Genomic DNA, 16,570 nt, shown 5'->3' on the forward strand with positions numbered 1-16,570 from the left:
TCCCCTAGAGGAGCGTCCTGCAGACGCTCAAGGCATGGACCTGCTCCGCTCCGGCTTCGAGCAGCGCTGCGGCACAAGCACTCATGGTGGCACCGGTGGTGAACACGTCGTCGACCAGCAGGACCCTCCCCACCACGGCCTCCCGGGCCCCGAACGCGCCCCTGACGTTCGCCCACCGCTCGCGGCCCGAGAGATCGACCTGATCCCTGGTCCTCCTCACAACCACAAGTTTATCCGATACGGGTGTGTTTATCCTCCGTGCGAGCGCCCGGGCGATCACCCACGACTGGTTGAACCCTCGCTTCCTCAGCCGCGAGCGGTGCAGGGGCACGGGGACGATGAGATCGAACCTCCCCTCGACGAGCCCGGTGAGGAGCGGGGCCAGGACCCGTTCGACGGCCCCGAAATACGCCTGATACTTGAGGGTGTGTACGAGCTCCTTCCCCACACCCTCGTAGACCAGGGCGGAGCGCGCCCTCTCGAACGCGTAATCCAGGCCCCTGCATCGCCCGCACACCGGCGTCGCGAAGGTGGAAGGCGCCCCACATCGCTCGCACAGAGGCCCCGAGATCAGGGGGAGCCGCTCGAAGCACCCGCGGCAGAGGACGTCCCTGGCCCGCTCACCGCACCCGACACAGCGCTGCGGGTAGAAGAGATCCGCCAGGGCCTGCAGGTAGGGCTCGAACCCTCCCATCTCATCCAGGATAGCGATTCAGAAGCTTATGCTCTTCGGGGGGAGCACCACGCCGGGGTTTATCCTTATCCCCTGATCCAGGACGTTCCCCTCCCCGACGACCGAGTTGGCCCCGAGGACCGAGAGCCCGCGCACTATCGCCTGTCGGCACACCCGCGCACCGGGGCCGATTATCGAACCCCGCACGACGGCACCGGGCTCCACCTCAGCTCCCGCCAGGAGGATGCTCCCCTCCACGACGGCCCCGCTGCCGATCCTGCATCCTTCGCCGATGGCGCTCCTTCCACCGATGGTCGCCCCCCTCCCGACCTTGCAGCCGGGTGCGATCGAGACCGGAGGCAAGAGCTTCACGTTCTTCGCGAGCTGCACCGACTCGTCCACGTCCAGGTATGCGAAGCCGTCGTCAGCCCCGACCGCACCGGAGAGCACGTCGTAGGAGGCCGCGAGGTAGCTCCTCGGCGTCCCGATGTCCTTCCAGTAAGCACTCGAGACGTACGCCCGCAGCCTCCCCTGCTCCTGCAGCCGGGGGAAGATCTCCCGCTCTATGGAGACCTCCCGGCCACGCGGGATCATCCGGAAGACCTCCGGCTCGAGCACGTAGATTCCGGCGTTCACCAGGTTGGTCGTGATCTCGTCGTAGGCCGGCTTCTCGATGAAACGCCGGACGAGCATCTCGTGGTCCACCTCGACGAGCCCGTAGGCCGAAGGATCCTCGACGGTCGTGAGCGTGATCGTGGCGAGGGCGTCCGTGCTCCTGTGGGCCTCTATGGCCTCCCTGAGGTTCAGCCCGGAGAGAACGTCCCCGTTTACCGCCACGATGGTCCCCCCGTCGAGGTACTGCTCGGCGTTCTTGAGTCCCCCCGCCGTCCCGAGCGGCCGCTTCTCCACCGCGTAGTCCACACGGAAGTCCTTCAGATCCTCCCGTCCGGCGAAGTACTCCTGGATCGGGTCCGGCAGATACCCGAGCGAGAGCACCGCTCCGTCTATCCCGCCGGAGCGCAGAAAGTCGACCATGTACCCCATGAAGGGCTCGTTGCGCAGCGGCACGAGTGCCTTGGGGATGTCATATGTGATGGGACGCAGACGCGTCCCCAGCCCTCCAACCAGTACTACTGCCTGCATGATGATGCAGCTTACAACATACCGGCGGCCCTGGCCACCGCCGAGAGGGGTGCTATGCCCACGAAGAAGACGAACGTGAGGAAGGCGAGCGTGTGTACGGCGAGGCGCAGGCCCGCCGGCTCACCTTTCTTCACCACCTCGGAGGAGACCGGCTCCTCGAGCAACATCCCCCTGACTATCCCGAAATAGTACGGAACGGAGATCACCGTGCTCACCACCAGGGCCCCAACCGTCACGTAGGTCAGCACGGACCCCGAGCCGGCACCGGAGAGGATGACCCACAGCTTGCCCCAGAACCCCGAGAGCGGCGGTATCCCGACCAGAGCGGCCATGAACACGAACATGCTCGCCGCCAGCCCCGGCCGGGTCCTCACGAGGCCGTTGAAGCTCTTCGCTTCCTCCCCGACGATATCCACCACGAGAAAAGCCCCGAGGTTCATCACCGCGTAGGCGGCAGCGTAGATCATCACCGCCTGCACGGCCTCCGCCCTGGCGTTCCCCTGCCAGGCCGCGAACGCGGTGAGCACGTACCCCGAGTGTGCGACAGAGCTGTAGGCGAGCATCCTGCGGACGTTCGTCTGGCGCAAAGCCGGCAGGTTCCCGGCGAACATCGTCACGATCGCGATCACCGCCAGCACCGCCGTCCAGACGGGAGCCTCCCCGGGGGCCCCCTCGGTCAGCACCCGGAGGAAGACGGCGAAGGTGGCCATCTTCGGGGCAACCGAGAGGAAGGCCGCCGCCGTCGCCGGCGCCCCCTGGTAGGCGTCCGGGGTCCAGAAATGGAACGGCGCGGCGGAGACCTTGAAGGCGAAGCCGCTGATGAGCAGCAGAAGCCCGAGCAGCGCCGCCGGCTGTTGCGGCCCGGAGAAAGTCTTCGCGACGTCGGGCAGCGAGGCGGATCCGGTCGTACCGTAGATCAGGACGATCCCGTAGAGCAGCACGGAGGAGGCCACCGCCCCGGTTATGATGTACTTCATCGCCCCCTCGGGGCTCTCCCTCCTGCGACGGTCGAACGCCACGAGGGCGTAGGAGGGGATCGTGGAGAGCTCGAGCGCGAGGAAGACGCCGAAGAGGTCCCGCATCGAGACCAGGAGCGTCGCCCCCAGCATCACCGAGAGGATGAGCACCAGATACTCCGTCGCATCCCCCGCACTCCGGGCCCAGCCCAAACAGGCCACGACGGTGAAAAACGCGCACCCGGCGACGAGCAGCTCGAAGTAGAGCGCGAACCCGTCGACCACGTACCCGCCGCCGAAGAACGTCCCGTGGAACCCGCTCGCGAACATCCACGTGGCCGCCGCGAAGACCGCCGCGGCGCCGGCGGCCGCGAGCCCTCCGACCACGCGCACCGAGCCCGGCAGGAAGACGCCCACCATCAGGACCACCAGCAGGAAAACAGCCCCGATGATCTCGGGCAAGAGCGCAACGAGGGACTCTGCAGAGTAGGGCACGCTAGCCACCTCCTATGACAGTCAGCACGCTCTGGACCGCATGATGCTGAACCACCACCAGCAGCCCGGGGAAGAACCCGATCAGGACCAGCAACGCGGCCAGCGGGAAGATGGCCGTCATCTCGAGCGGCGTGGCATCCTGTATCGCCTCGTACGCCGGGTTCTTTATGGGGCCGAAGATCACCCGCGCGAGCATGTACAGGAAGTAGAAGGCCCCCGTGACGATCCCGAGCGCCGCGAGGACGGCCTGTACGGGATGCGCGTCGTACCCACCGAGGAGCGTCATGAACTCCGAGGAGAAGACCGCAAGCCCCGGCAGTCCCATGGCGGCCAGCGAACCTATCGCGAAGAGTGACGCGGCCCACGGCATCCTTCCCACAAGCCCTCCGAGCTGGGAGATCTCGCGGGTGCCGGTGCGCGCCTGGAAGATCCCCACCACCACGAACAAAAGCGCCGAGTAGAGCCCGTGGGTGAACTGCTGCAGCACCGCTCCGTTGTATCCCACGGTGTTCACCGCGGAAGCCCCGAGCAGGATGAACCCGAGCGTCGCCAGCGACGAGTAGGAGACGAGCGCCTTCAGATCCGGCTGCATGAACCCGACGAAGGCTCCATAGAGTATGTTTACCACCGCCAGGATCGCGATGTACGGCAAAAACGGATGCACCCCCTGCGGCAGGAGCGGGATCGCGACCCGCAAGAGCCCGTAGGTCCCGAGCTTCGGCAGTATCCCAGAGAGCACCACGTTGGTCGAGGTCGGGCTGGAGAGGTAGACGTCGAGGAGCCACCCGTGCAGCGGCACGGCCGGCACCTTGATCAGGAGCCCGAGCACTATCGGGGCGGCGACCGCCACCTGGGCGGCCCGCGAGAGCCCCCCTCCACCTTCGAGGGTGGAGAAGGAGAAACTCCCGGCCAGGATACCGAACGCCAGAAATCCCGCGAGCATTATCGTGCTCCCGAGGAACGTGTAGAGGAAGAACTTTATCGCCGCGGCCCTCCGGTTTTCGTCCCCCCACGCACCCACCAGCAGATACATCGGGAGCAGCGTCAGCTCGAAGAACACGTAGAAGAGAACGAGATCCTGCGCGGCGAAGACCCCGAGCATCCCCACCTCGGCGACGAACAGCAGCGCGAAGTACTGCCTCAGGTTGCGTCGCACGTCCCACGCCGCCACCACCGCGATGAGCGTGAGCAGCGCCGTCAGCAGGAACATCCCGAACCCTATGCCGTCGAGCCCGACCCGGTAGCCGATGTTCAGGGAGGAGACCCAGGTGACGTTCTGGGTGAGAGCCGGCGCACCCAGATCGTGCCGGTAGACGAAGTAGACGTAGAGCGCGAGCGCGAGCGGAACGGCCGCGACCGCGGCCGCGATGGCGCGCACCCTCCTCTCCTCGAACTCCTTCGGCAAAAGCATCATCAGCAGGGCGCCGAGCAGCGGGATGAATATCGTTACCGTCGTGATCACAGCCTGGACCCCACCGCAGCAGCCGCCAGCCCGAACGCCACGAGCACGATGACGGCGATGAACGAGTACTGCGCGCTCGCGAGCACCGCCACCGCGAAAGCCCCGAAGAGTATGAAGAGCGCGTAGTTCTGGGCTCCGCCGGTCTGAAGCGAGCGCAGCTTCTCGCCGGCCCATCCCGCGCCCCTGCCAAAGCCGCTCACCAAACCACCAACCTCCCGCAGATCGAAGTCACGCACCGCCCGTCCGAGGGCTTTGGCCGGACGGACGAAGAGCCTGTCGTAACAGAGGTCGAAGTACCAACCGTTGAGGAGGAAGTCGTGAACCACCGGCAACCTCCTCCCGAGCGCCTCGGCCCACTGAGGCCGCGCCAGCACGAACACGTACGCGAGCCACAGCCCGACGAGCGCGAAGAGAACCGAGATGCCTGCCAGCACGAAGCTGAACAGCCCCGGGTTCGCGTGCGTCATGCTCTGCACGAACCGGTCGGGGCGCACGAAGTCCCCGAAGACGTCCTTCACGGGCAGCCCGAACCCCTTGGGGATACCAACCCAGCCGGCGACCACCGACAGAAAGGCCAGTATCACGACCGGCACGCGCATTATCACGGGAACCTCGCTCGCCTTGCGCGCGTCTTCGCTGCGCGGCTCCCCGTGGAAGCAGATGAAGATCCCCCGGAAGATGTAGAACGCGGTCAGCCCCACCGTAAGAAGGGCCAGGGCGAAGAGCACGTAGTGCCCTCCCTCGTAAGCCGCCGCTATCACAGCGTCCTTGCTCCAGAACCCGCTGAACGGGAAGACCCCGGCGAGCGCGAGACCGGCTATCACGAAAGCCCAGTAGGTGACCGGCATCCTGCTCTTCAGTCCACCCATCACCCGCATGTCAGAGCTGCCGGCCACGGCGTACCCCAGGTTCGCCGCGAGCAGGAACAGAAGCGACTTGAAGAGCGCGTGGGTGTAGATGTGGAAGACACCGGCCGTGAAGGCCCCGACGCCGAGCCCGAGCATCACGTACCCGAACTGCGAGATCGTCGAGTAAGCGATTATCTGCTTTATGTCCTTCTGCACCAGCGCCATCGTCGCCGCCATGAACGCGGTGAACGCCCCGACTATCGCGACGACCTCCATCGCCGTAGGGCTCTGGACGAAGATGTCGTAGGTGCGCGAGATCACGTAGACGCCGGTGACGATCATCGCCGCCGCGTGGATCAGGGCCGAGAGCGGGGTCGGACCCTGCATGGCGTTCGAGAGCCACACGTGCAGCGGGAACTGCGCGCTCTTGCCCGTCGCCCCGAGCAGAACCAGGAGAAGTCCGATGGTGAGCGCCGTCTGCCCGATGATCCCGGCCTTCGCCGCCTCGGCTATCCCGGAGAAGGAGGTCGTCCCCGTCTCGCGCCAGAAGACCATGATCCCGATAAAGAGCGCCGCGTCGGCCACCCGGTTGACGATGAAAGCCTTCTGCGCCGCGTAGGTCGCCGCCGGACGCTCGAAGTAGAAGCCGTGGATCAGATAAGAGGTCCCGCCGACGAGCTCCCAGAAGAAGTACGCCTGGATGAAGTTCGGAGAGACGACGAGCCCGAGCATCGAACCGGTGAAGATGCTCACCACCGCGTAGTACCAGGCGAACCGGGGATGACCCGCCATGTACCCGCCGGAGAAGAGCTGCACCATCAGGCTCACGAAACACACGATCACGAGCATGACCGCCGTCCAGTGCCCGATCTGCACGCCCATCGGGAACGTCGCGTTCTCCCCGAGTCCTATCCAGGGCACAGAGAAAGAGATCTGGCCCCCGCTCGCGGGCAGCACCCCGGCGACCCACAGAAGCGCGAAGACGGAGAAGACGAGCGAGATCGTGACGGCAAGTATCGAGACGTACTGGGCGTTCTCCTTCAGGCGCCGCCCGAGGAAGACGCACGCGAGAAAGGACATGAAAGGCAGCCCGACTATGGCCGCGATGATGAGCTGCGATCCCGCCGTGTTCAACTCTTCCGCTTCCTCCCTAGCCCTTCATGGAATCGATCTCGTCTATGTTGACCGTCCTGCGCGTCCTGAAGACCGCGATCACTATGGCGAGCCCGACGGCGACCTCGGCGGCGGCTATGGCGATCACGACGACAGCATAGCCGCTGCCGGCCCCGTGCGCCTTCGGCAGGTAGTCCGAGAAGGCCACCAGCGTGAGGTTGACCGCGTTTATCATCAGCTCGACGCACATGAACACGACGATCGCGTTGCGCCGGATCGTCACCCCCCACGCACCGAGGGCGAACATGAGCGCCGCGACTATCAGGTAGGCCTGAAGCGGTATCACGCCCTCACTCACCCCCCCTCTCCGTCGGCCGTTCGGGCCTGCGACGGCTTATCACTATCGCGGCGACGGTGGCCACGAGGAGCAGCACCGAAGACACCTCGAACAGAAGCCCGAAGATCTGCGGCGCCCCGCCGGTGCCGACCAGTATCCTGCCGAGCTGGGCGACCAGCCGGGGCCCGTGGCCCGGTGAGGTCCCACCCCAGTCCTGCTCCAGGAAGACGTAGATGAGGATGGCCGCGACCCCCGCCGCAACCACGAAACCTCCCCACACCTGCCTGTTGAGGATCATCCGGAAGCGCCTGGCCTGCGGCTTCTGGGTGAACATGATCCCGAAGAGGATGACCACCGTGACGGCCCCGACGTAGATGAGCACCTGCAGCGCGGCGAGCGCCGGCGAGTGCAGCATCACGTAGAACCCGGCTACCCCCAGGAAGGCCCCGGCCATAAACAGCGCCGAGTGGACGACGCTGCGGCTGATGACGACCCCGAAGGCCGAGAGCAGCGTTATGCAGGCCAGGACCGCGAATACCGCTATCAAGCCGCCTCTTCCTCCTTGCCGGCGGCCTTCTTCTTCGCCGCGGCCTTCCCCTTCGATCCTCCCCTGACCGGCCGCTTCTTCTTAACCTGCGGCTTGGGATCCACCGTCGGGTCGACCGGCCGCTCTCCGAACTGCCGGGCGAGCTCGAGCCGGCTGTAGGCCTGCACCTCGAACTCCTCGGTGTGGTAGATGCAGTTGACCGGACACACCTCGACGCACAGCGAGCAGTACATGCACCGCGAGTCGTCGATCATGAACCCCACGGCGAACGGCTTGGGTTTGCCCGAACCGTCGAAGTCACGCTTGGTCTGGTCGATCGAGATGCAGTGGTCCGGGCAGATCCTCATGCACTGCAGGCAGGCGATGCACCGGTCCATGTCCACCGTGAGCATCCCGCGCGAGCGCTCGGGCATCTGGCGCTTGTACTCGGGATACTGACGGGTGATCTTCTTCGAGAGGAGGTGCTTGAGGGTTATCCCCATCCCCTTCAGAGTTCCCTGTCCGATCTGTGGCATCGCCAACGACCTCCTCTAACCGACTATCAACGTCCCCGCGGCGGTGACCAGAAGCCACACCAGCGAAAGCGGCACCAGAACCTTCCAGCCGAGATCCATCAGCTGGTCCATCCGGAAACGGGGCACGCTCCAGCGGACCCACTGCAGCGTGAACATGACCAGAGCGGTCTTGAGCCCGAACCAGATCCAGTCGAAGTTCCCCAGGTCCAGAAACTCGAACGGCGGCTGCCACCCACCGAGGAAGAGCGTCACCGTGATCGCGGACATCAGCCCCATCGAGGCGAACTCGGAGGCCTGGATCATGGCCCAAGTCATCCCGGAATACTCTATCTGGTAGCCGCCCACGATCTCGCTCTCCCCCTCCGGCAGGTCGAAGGGCACCCGCTTGACCTCCGCGATCGAAGCGATGTAGAAGACCGCGAACATCGGCAGCTGCGACCAGATGTACCAGTGCCAGAATCCTCCGGCCTGTTTGTCCACGACGTCGGAGAGCGAGAGGCTGCCGGTGAGGATTATCGTCCCGAGCAGGCTGAGGATGAGCGGCACCTCGTAGGAGATCATCTGCGCCGCTCCCCTGAGCGCCCCGAGCAGCGAGAAGTTGGAGTGGCTCCCGTAACCGGCCATTATCACCCCGAGAGCCCCGATGGAGGTGGTCGAGACCACGAACAGAAGCCCTATGTTCAGGTTCGTGACCACCGCCTTCGGCGCGAAGGGGACCACCATCCAGATCACGGCCGCCGGGACGAACATCGCTATGGGAGCGGCGAGGAACACCCAGCGGTCCGCCTTCCCGGGTGCGACGTTCTCCTTGACGAACAGCTTTATCACGTCCGCCGCGGGCTGCAGGATTCCCCGGAACCCCGTGCGGTTGGGCCCGTAGCGGAGCTGGATGTAACCCGCCACCTTGCGCTCGGCGAGCGTGAGGATCGCGGCGGTGTTGAGCGTGAGCACGACGATCACGAGGAACGAGATGATGAACCGCCAGGGCTCCTGGTCGAGCGCGTTCACGAAGGCGCCCATCCTACTTGTCCCATCCCCCGGAGACCGGGTCGATGAGCCCCATTATCGGCATGATGTCCGGCAGGTAGTGCCCCGGCACGATCTCCTGCAGCATCTGCATGTTGACGAAGCTCGGGTCGCGGTAGTGCACCCGGTAGGGAACGTCGGTGCCGTCGGAGACGACGTGCACGGCGAACTCCCCGCGCGGACCTTCCACCCGCCCGAAGCCCTCGCCCTCCGGTGGCCTGAGCCTCCGCCCGAGGTCGGCCATGACCTCCCCCTCGGGCATCTTCTCGAGGACCTGCTTGATGATCCTCATGCTCTGGTAGCACTCCTTGACCCGCACCCGGTAGGAGGCCTCGACGTCCCCGGCCTCGTCCGTCACGACGTCGAACTCTACGTTCGGATACCAGCTGTAGGGATAGTCGCGCCGTACGTCGAAGTCGACGCCGGTGCACCGCAGGGGCGGACCGGTGAGCCCGATCTCAAGCGCCTTCTGCTGGGTGAGCTTGCCCACCCCCCTCGTGCGGGCGACGAAGATCTCGTTCCCCTCTATCAGGTCTATGAAGTCGCGCTTGAAGCTCGCTTCGAGGCTCTCGATGTAGTTCCAGATCCTCTCTTCCATCCCCTCGGGGAGATCTGCCTTCACACCCCCGATGCGGATGTAGTGGAACATCATCCGGGCCCCGGTTATCGCCTCGAAGATGTCCTGTATGCGCTCCCGCTCGCGGAAGGCATACAGTATCGGGCTGAATGCCCCCAGCTCGAGCAGCAGGAACCCTATCGAGGGGATGTGGCTCGCGAGCCGCATCAGCTCGCTCATGAGGACCCTTATCGCCTCGGCCCGCGGCGGGACCTCGACGTCCATGAGATCCTCCACCGCCATGCAGTAGCCGTGCTCGTTGTGGATGTTGGCCAGATAATCCAGCCTGTCGGTGAGCGGGATGACCGCCGGGTAGAGCCTGTTCTCGGCTATCTTCTCCTGGCAACGGTGCAGATAACCCATCACCGGGTCGCACCGCACCACCGTCTCACCGTCGAGTTCGAGTACGAGCCGCAATAGCCCGTGCATCGAGGGATGCTGCGGGCCCATGTTCATGTCCATCGTCTCGAGCCCGAACTCGTCCCTGATGTCCGGCCGGGCGAGCCTGCCGCTCTCCCGACCACCCGGGACGACGGTCTCCGCGCGGCGCCTCTCTTCTTCCTTCAGCATTATCGCAACCCCTCGAAAGTGCGTTTGGTGCTTATCTCGAAGCTCTTCAGCAACGGGTGGTGGTCGAAGTGGTCCTGCCAGGTGTAGACCCTCCTAAGGTCCGGGTGCCCCCTGAAGGCTATCCCGAACATGTCGTAGGCCTCCCGCTCGTGCCAGTTGGCGGTGGGATAGATGCTGGTGACGCTCTCTATGACCGGCTCCTCACCTTCGAGCGTGGTCTTGACCCGAACACGCCCTCCGCGCAGATCGAGGAGCTCGTAGGTGAGATCGAAGTGCCCCCGCCGGTCCACGATCGTGATGAACGAGAGATGCATTATCCCAAGCACATCCCGCGCCACCGTGAGCACCCGCGGAACCAGCTCGGGCTCGACCACAATCCTGACCACGTCCTCTTCGATCCCGCTCTCCTGGAGCTCCGCGTGCTCCCGAAAACCCTCCAGGTAGCGTTCGAGCCTCTCCTGCAGATCACCCTCCGGCAGACTTACGGTCATCTTCAGGCTCCCTCCCCATCGCCAGCCGGCGCATCCTTCCCCTGGTCCGCCGCTTTGCGCGCCTTCTCCTGCGCCCGGAGCTTCTTCTTCGCCTCCGGAGGGATCCAACCCACGTCCGTCATGCTCTTCGGCGGCATCCCTTTGCGCTCGAAGACGTAGGTGCGCTTGAGCGGCCTTATCCCGGGAAGCCGCGCCGCCTTGCCCTCGCTGATGTTCCTGTACTCGCGCTCGGGGAGGTACTCCATGACGTTGCCCTCCTCGTCCACCAGCGCCGGACGCGGTTTCTTCTCGTAGCCCACCTGCCGCTCGCGCTCTATCTTCTTCTGCAGCGTCATGATCCCGAAGATGAGCGCCTCGGGCCGCGGCGGACACCCCGGTACGTACACGTCCACCGGGATCACCCGGTCCGCCCCCATCAAGACCGAATAGCCCTCCAGAAAAGGCCCGCCGCTTATCGCGCAGGCCCCCATCGCTATCACCCACTTGGGCTCGGCCATCTGCTCGTAGAGCCTCGTCATCCGCTCGGCCATCTTGGTCGAGACGGTGCCCGAGACGATCATCACGTCAGCCTGCCGCGGAGACGCCACGAAGAACCCGGCCCCGAAGCGGTCGAGGTCGTTGTGCGCCATCCCCGTGGACATCATCTCTATCGCACAACAGGCGAGCCCGAACTGGAGCGGCCAAAGCGAGTTCTTGCGCGCCCAGTTGAAGAGCCTGTCGGTCGTAGTAGTAAGGATGTTGGGTTCCTCGAACTGCTGCATCACACCCACTTGAGGGCCCCCTTCTTCCAGGCATACACCAGCCCGGCGGCGAGGATCACCACGAACACGACCATCTCCACGAACCCGTAGACGCCCAGCGTCCGGTAGATCACCGCCCACGGATACAGAAACGCCGTCTCGACGTCGAAGATCAGAAAGAGCAGCGCGAAGACGTAGTAGCGCACCGGGAACGGCCTCCACGGGTCCGTCACGCTCAACTCACCCGTCTCGTAGACGTTGCTCTTCGCCTTCGAGCGTCGGCTGGGCGAGATGAGCCGCGCCACCATCAGAACCACCGCCACGAAACCCGCCACCAGCAGCATGAACAGCCCCACGTACAGATACAGCACCCCGTAGGACATCTGCTGCTGTACCAGCGCTAACGCCACACAACCCCTTTCTGCCCTCGGAACTGTTCTGAATATACCTGTGAAACAATCAACTTTCAAGTGGATACTAATCGTAGCAAAAGCTCAGTTTATGGATACTTTGGTTGCTTTCCGAGGATCTGAACGAACTGGACGAGCATCTGACGGTAGGTCTCCAGGGAGCTGGAGACGACGTACTCGTCGGGGCCGTGGTGGCCGCCTCCGATCGGGCCGAACTCGACGCCGGGGACGCCGGCGCGTTGGAAGTACACGATATCCGAAGCGCCGTGTCGTCCGACGCTCACCGGGTTGGCGCGGTAGTGGCGGGTGACGACCTCGCGCAGGGCGCGCACGAATGGGTTGCCGCGCGAGACGTAGGTGGGCTCGCGCGAGAAGAGTACCTCGACCCGGGCGGGCAGGTCTATCGAACGGATCTGGCGCACGATCTCCTGCGGGTCCTGCTCGGGGAGGTAGCGGATGTCGAGGTCGTAGGTACATCGGTCGGGGACGCGGTTTATCACGTCTCCGCCTATGATCCTGGCGAGGTTTATGCTCGGGTAGGGGAAGAGCTCGCTGCGCTCTCTGGTGAAAGGCAGCTCGGTCACCCTGCGGTAGTGTTCGGCGGCGAGCAGCACCGCGTTCTTGCCGAGCCAGGGCCTGGAGCCGTGCGCGCTCTTGCCGAAGAGAGTTATCCTGAGGTCCAGAACCCCTTTGGCCTGCGTCCCGATCCGGAAGTCCGTCGGCTCTCCGGTGATGATGAAGTCCCCTACGTGTCCGTTCTCGATCAGGATCTCCGCCCCGCTCGGTCCGCCGTAGTCCTTTTCTTCGTCGGGCACCACCAGGAGGTCGACCGTCGCGGGGCATCCCAGCTCGTTCAGGTCTTCGAGGGCGTACATCATCGCGGCCAGAGCACCCTTCATGTCGTAGGTGCCCCGTCCGTGCAGTTCGCCGCCCTTCTCGTAGGGCTCGAACTGCTTCTCCTCGGCCGGGACCACGTCCGCGTGCCCGTGCAGCAGGATGTGTGGGCTCCCCGAGCCTATCCGCACGGCCAGAGAAGTCAACCCGCCGTCCGGCCCGGCCCCCGGGTACCGCATCGGTTCGAACCCCCGCGCCTCGAACCAGCCCCCGATGAACTCCATGACCGACTGGGCTCCCGCGGGTGAGTAGGAGCGGTACCGCACGAGCGTCTTCGTCAGCGCGAAGACCTCGGTACTTCTCAGCTCAACCGTCAGAACGACACCTCTTCTCCCGGGGCGGCCCGAACGGACCACCCGCGAACCACAAAACCCGAGACGCCATTCTATATCGGACTGGCCGGGGCTACGAGGGCTCAGCGCAGAGCCGGGGCATCCACGGCCTCGAACGAGACCGAGGCGCCGAGCGAGGAGAGCTTCTCATCGAGCCTCTCGTACCCGCGCAGTATGTGGTGTGCACCCTCCACCACGGTCGTCCCGCTCGCCACGAGCCCCGCCATCACCAGCGCGGCCCCGCCGCGCAGCTCCGGAGCCTGCACGACCGTCCCCGAGAGCCGCTTCGGCCCCCTCACCAGCGCCCGGTGTCCCCCGAAGAGGTCTATCCCCGCCCCCATGCGGTTGAGCTCCTCGGCGACCTGGAAGCGGTTCTCGAAGATGTTCTCCGTTATGATGCCGACCCCGCTCACCTGGGTGAGCAGCACCATCATCTGCGCCTGATGGTCGGTCGCGAACCCCGGGAAGGGCAGCGTCGAGATGTCCACGCTGGAGAGCTCAGCCGGCTCCTCGACCCGCACCCGCACACCGGGCTTCCCAGGCTCGAAATCGAGCTCCGCACCCATCTCGCGCAGCTTCTCGAGCTCCATCTTGAGGTGCTCCGGAACGGCGTTTTTCACGTTCACGTCGCCACCGGCGGCAGCCGCGGCCATGATGAAGGTCCCCGACTCTATCCTGTCGGGCATCACGGCAAACTCGACCGGATGGAGCTCTTCCACGCCCTCTATGACTATCCGGCCGGTTCCGGCCCCCCTGATACGCGCCCCCATCGCGTTCAGGAAGCGCGCCAGCTCCACGACCTCCGGCTCGCGCGCCCCGTTCTCCACTATCGTCGTCCCGGAGGCCAGAACCGCCGCCATCATGATGTTCTCGGTCGCCGTGACGCTCGGATAGTCGAAGAAGACCTCCGCCCCCCGCAGCCCGTGGGGAGCCGAGGCCTTGATGAAGCCGTGATCCAGCTCTATGTCCGCCCCGAGACGCCTGAGCCCGTCGAGGTGGAAATTGAACTTCCTCAACCCCAGATTGCATCCGCCCGGGGCGGAGACCTCCGCCTGCCCGAAGCGGCTCACCAGCGGCCCCAGCACGACCAGGCTGGCCCGCATCTGTCGTACCAGCTCGTACGGGGCGGTGTAGGAGGTTATGCTCCCCCCGTATATCTCCAGCGTGCTCCCGTAGAACTCGGAAGGAGCGCCGAGCTCGTCGAGCACGGCGCGCATCGTCTCCACATCCCTTATGTGCGGAACGTTGTGCAGGACCGTCCGACCGGCGGCGAGCAGCGAGGCCGCCATCAGCTTCAGCGCCAGGTTCTTGGCGCCAGAGACCTCGACCTCTCCGTAAAGCCCGCCGCCGCCCTCGACCACGAATCTCTCCAAGATCGATCCTCCCCTTCCTAGAAGCGCGGTAGCCGGTACCCTGCGGCTACTGCTGCTGTCCGTGCCGGCGCGCCACCAACACCAAGTTCTCCCCCACCTTCCGGCGGCGCTCCATCTCCCGTTCGATCCTCTCCCAGCCCGGCCGTTCGCGGTCCAGACTCTCGAGAGATCTGCTGGCCTCCTCGATCCTGTGCTCCGCGGCCTCTACGTCTATGTCCTCGGGTCGCACCGCCTCCTCGACCAGTATCTGCACCAGGTTCTCGGACATCTTGAAGAACCCGTCGGAGACGGCGAAGATCTTTACCTCCTCCCCCTGTCTTATGCGCACCTCCCCGATCTCGACGGTCGAGATCGTCGGAGCATGCTGCGCCATGACCCCGATGTCGCCGTCGGCGATGCGGGTTATGACGAGGTCGGCCGGCTCGTCGAAGACGACCCTCTCGGGGGTTATGACCCGGCAGTAGAGCTGCCGGCTCTCCTCGCTGCGCTGCTCCTGCGTCACCTAGGCCGCCTCGCCCTCTTTCTCCCGCTCCTCGCCGCTTATCTTCCTGGCCTTCTCGAGCGCCTCGTCGATACCGCCGACCATGTAGAAGGCCTGCTCGGGAAGGTCGTCGTGCTTGCCCTCGACGACCTCCTTGAAGCTCTGTACGTTCTCCTCCAGCTCGACGAACTTGCCCTCCTGGCCGGTGAACTGCTCGGCGACGAACATCGGCTGCGAGAGGAACCGCTGCAGCCTCCGGGCCCTCCCCACGATCATCTTGTCTTCCTCGGAGAGCTCATCGATACCCAGGATCGCGATGATGTCCTGCAGCTCCTTGTAGCGCTGCAGGATGCTCTTCACCTGCTGCGCCACCTGGTAGTGCTCCTCACCGACCACCGCCGGGTCGAGGATGGTCGAGGTCGAGGTCAGCGGGTCGACTGCCGGGTAGATCCCCTGCTCGGTGAGGCTCCTGGTGAGCTCGACCGTGGAGTCGAGGTGGGCGAAGACCGTGAAGGGGGCGGGGTCGGTGTAGTCGTCGGCCGGGACGTAGACCGCCTGGAAGCTGGTTATCGCACCCTTCTTGGTCGAGGTGATCCTCTCCTGCAGGGCCCCCATCTCCGTCCCGAGGGTGGGCTGGTAGCCGACCTCGGAGGGCATCCGGCCCATGAGCGTGGAGACCTCGTTGCCAGCCTGCGCGAAGCGGAAGATGTTGTCCAGGAAGAAGAGGACGTCCTGCCCGAGCTCGTCCCGGAAGTACTCCGAGAGCGTGACGCCGGTGAGCCCGACCCTGAAGCGCGCGCCGGGCGGCTCGTTCATCTGACCGAACACGAGGGCGGTGTTCCCGAGAACGCCGGCCTCCTGCATCTCCAGATAGAGGTCGTTGCCCTCGCGGGTGCGCTCCCCGACGCCGGCGAAGACGCTCGTCCCCTCGTACTGGTAGGCGATGTTGTGGATGAGCTCCTGGATCAGGACCGTCTTCCCGACACCGGCACCGCCGAAGAGCCCGACCTTCCCGCCGCGCCTCACCGGGCACAGGAGGTCGACGACCTTGATGCCGGTGACGAACTGCTCGGCCTGGGTGGAGAGGTCCTCGAAGCGCGGCGCGGGACGGTGGATCGGCCAGCGATCCTCGGCGCCGTCGATGGGCCCCTCCTCGTCGACGGGCTCACCGAGCACGTTGAGCACCCGGCCCAGGACGGCCTTGCCCACCGGTACCGCGACCGGACGGCCGGTGTCCCTGACCTCCACGCCGCGCTTCAGGCCGTCGGTGGGGCCCATCGCCACCGTACGCGCCACGTCGTCGCCGAGGAGCTGCTGTACCTCCAGGGTCAACGTGGTCTTCTCACCCTCTCCGGTGTCCATCTCCAGCGTGAGGGCGTTGTAGATCTCGGGGATCTCCTCCGGCGGGAACCTCACGTCCACCACCGGCCCCTTCACCTCTACGACCCGACCGACGCCGCCTTCCACGTGCCCGTCGGCCTCACCACCGACTCGTTCGCGCCTCTTTTCGTTCCCGTCCTCGGTCATGAGATCACCCTTTCTCGCTAC

General features: G+C 65.3%; 17 protein-coding genes. All 17 read right to left on the reverse strand.

The features are described from left to right. Positions 1–4: 4 nt before the first annotated feature. A complete protein-coding gene (locus AC6EKW_RS04675; RefSeq protein WP_273887468.1) occupies positions 5–694 on the reverse strand; it encodes a ComF family protein in 690 nt (229 codons plus the stop codon). A gap of 18 nt (positions 695–712) precedes the next feature. After that, complete coding sequence (locus AC6EKW_RS04680; RefSeq protein ID WP_273887466.1) at positions 713–1,816, reverse strand: nucleotidyltransferase family protein; 1,104 nt, start codon at positions 1,814–1,816, stop codon at positions 713–715. An 11-nt stretch (positions 1,817–1,827) separates the two neighbouring features. After that, positions 1,828–3,267: an NADH-quinone oxidoreductase subunit N gene (locus AC6EKW_RS04685; protein WP_273887465.1), complete on the reverse strand. Its 1,440-nt coding sequence runs from the start codon at positions 3,265–3,267 to the stop codon at positions 1,828–1,830. A gap of 1 nt (position 3,268) precedes the next feature. Further along, a complete protein-coding gene (locus AC6EKW_RS04690; RefSeq protein ID WP_273887464.1) occupies positions 3,269–4,729 on the reverse strand; it encodes a complex I subunit 4 family protein in 1,461 nt (486 codons plus the stop codon). Next, a complete protein-coding gene (gene nuoL, locus AC6EKW_RS04695) occupies positions 4,726–6,711 on the reverse strand; it encodes an NADH-quinone oxidoreductase subunit L (protein WP_273887463.1) in 1,986 nt (661 codons plus the stop codon). The genes AC6EKW_RS04690 and nuoL overlap by 4 nt, the downstream gene beginning before the upstream one ends. A gap of 16 nt (positions 6,712–6,727) precedes the next feature. Further along, complete coding sequence (gene nuoK, locus AC6EKW_RS04700) at positions 6,728–7,048, reverse strand: NADH-quinone oxidoreductase subunit NuoK (RefSeq protein WP_273887462.1); 321 nt, start codon at positions 7,046–7,048, stop codon at positions 6,728–6,730. After that, on the reverse strand, positions 7,041–7,574 hold the full coding sequence (locus tag AC6EKW_RS04705; protein WP_273887461.1) for an NADH-quinone oxidoreductase subunit J family protein: 534 nt from the start codon (positions 7,572–7,574) through the stop codon (positions 7,041–7,043). Before AC6EKW_RS04705 ends, nuoK begins: the two co-directional genes overlap by 8 nt. Continuing rightward, positions 7,571–8,089 (reverse strand): NuoI/complex I 23 kDa subunit family protein, encoded by a 519-nt coding sequence (locus AC6EKW_RS04710; protein ID WP_273843330.1) that lies wholly within the window; start codon positions 8,087–8,089, stop codon positions 7,571–7,573. Before AC6EKW_RS04710 ends, AC6EKW_RS04705 begins: the two co-directional genes overlap by 4 nt. Positions 8,090–8,104: 15 nt before the next feature. Next, positions 8,105–9,109 carry an NADH-quinone oxidoreductase subunit NuoH gene (gene nuoH, locus AC6EKW_RS04715; RefSeq protein WP_273887460.1) on the reverse strand — a complete coding sequence of 335 codons (1,005 nt, stop codon included), beginning with the start codon at positions 9,107–9,109 and terminating at the stop codon, positions 8,105–8,107. A gap of 1 nt (position 9,110) precedes the next feature. Further along, on the reverse strand, positions 9,111–10,301 hold the full coding sequence (locus tag AC6EKW_RS04720) for an NADH-quinone oxidoreductase subunit D (protein WP_273887459.1): 1,191 nt from the start codon (positions 10,299–10,301) through the stop codon (positions 9,111–9,113). Next, positions 10,301–10,792 carry an NADH-quinone oxidoreductase subunit C gene (locus AC6EKW_RS04725; protein WP_498513804.1) on the reverse strand — a complete coding sequence of 164 codons (492 nt, stop codon included), beginning with the start codon at positions 10,790–10,792 and terminating at the stop codon, positions 10,301–10,303. Before AC6EKW_RS04725 ends, AC6EKW_RS04720 begins: the two co-directional genes overlap by 1 nt. A 2-nt stretch (positions 10,793–10,794) precedes the next feature. Continuing rightward, on the reverse strand, positions 10,795–11,553 hold the full coding sequence (locus AC6EKW_RS04730) for an NADH-quinone oxidoreductase subunit B (RefSeq protein WP_337958739.1): 759 nt from the start codon (positions 11,551–11,553) through the stop codon (positions 10,795–10,797). Then, the gene (locus tag AC6EKW_RS04735) at positions 11,553–11,942 is read right to left on the reverse strand and encodes an NADH-quinone oxidoreductase subunit A (protein ID WP_273887457.1); all 390 of its coding nucleotides are present in this window, start codon (positions 11,940–11,942) and stop codon (positions 11,553–11,555) included. Before AC6EKW_RS04735 ends, AC6EKW_RS04730 begins: the two co-directional genes overlap by 1 nt. An 89-nt stretch (positions 11,943–12,031) precedes the next feature. Continuing rightward, positions 12,032–13,102: a M20 family metallopeptidase gene (locus AC6EKW_RS04740; RefSeq protein ID WP_273887456.1), complete on the reverse strand. Its 1,071-nt coding sequence runs from the start codon at positions 13,100–13,102 to the stop codon at positions 12,032–12,034. Between the two features lie 149 nt (positions 13,103–13,251). Further along, positions 13,252–14,541, reverse strand: a complete 1,290-nt coding sequence (gene murA, locus AC6EKW_RS04745) for a UDP-N-acetylglucosamine 1-carboxyvinyltransferase (RefSeq protein ID WP_273887455.1) — start codon at positions 14,539–14,541, stop codon at positions 13,252–13,254. Between the two features lie 46 nt (positions 14,542–14,587). Then, on the reverse strand, positions 14,588–15,043 hold the full coding sequence (gene atpC, locus AC6EKW_RS04750) for an ATP synthase F1 subunit epsilon (RefSeq protein ID WP_273887454.1): 456 nt from the start codon (positions 15,041–15,043) through the stop codon (positions 14,588–14,590). Next, complete coding sequence (atpD, locus tag AC6EKW_RS04755) at positions 15,044–16,549, reverse strand: F0F1 ATP synthase subunit beta (protein ID WP_273887453.1); 1,506 nt, start codon at positions 16,547–16,549, stop codon at positions 15,044–15,046. Positions 16,550–16,570: the final 21 nt, after the last annotated feature.

The organism is Rubrobacter sp. M3-4 (assembly GCF_059772285.1).

What these genes read in the sequence shown, in the direction of transcription:
- AC6EKW_RS04675 (WP_273887468.1), bottom strand. Translation starts at nt 694, where the DNA reads ATGGGAGGGTTCGAGCCCTACCTGCAGGCCCTGGCGGATCTCTTCTAC.
- AC6EKW_RS04680 (WP_273887466.1), bottom strand. Translation starts at nt 1,816, where the DNA reads ATGCAGGCAGTAGTACTGGTTGGAGGGCTGGGGACGCGTCTGCGTCCC.
- AC6EKW_RS04710 (WP_273843330.1), bottom strand. Translation starts at nt 8,089, where the DNA reads ATGCCACAGATCGGACAGGGAACTCTGAAGGGGATGGGGATAACCCTC.
- nuoH (WP_273887460.1), bottom strand. Translation starts at nt 9,109, where the DNA reads ATGGGCGCCTTCGTGAACGCGCTCGACCAGGAGCCCTGGCGGTTCATC.
- AC6EKW_RS04720 (WP_273887459.1), bottom strand. Translation starts at nt 10,301, where the DNA reads ATGCTGAAGGAAGAAGAGAGGCGCCGCGCGGAGACCGTCGTCCCGGGT.
- AC6EKW_RS04725 (WP_498513804.1), bottom strand. Translation starts at nt 10,792, where the DNA reads ATGACCGTAAGTCTGCCGGAGGGTGATCTGCAGGAGAGGCTCGAACGC.
- AC6EKW_RS04730 (WP_337958739.1), bottom strand. Translation starts at nt 11,553, where the DNA reads ATGCAGCAGTTCGAGGAACCCAACATCCTTACTACTACGACCGACAGG.
- atpD (WP_273887453.1), bottom strand. Translation starts at nt 16,549, where the DNA reads ATGACCGAGGACGGGAACGAAAAGAGGCGCGAACGAGTCGGTGGTGAG.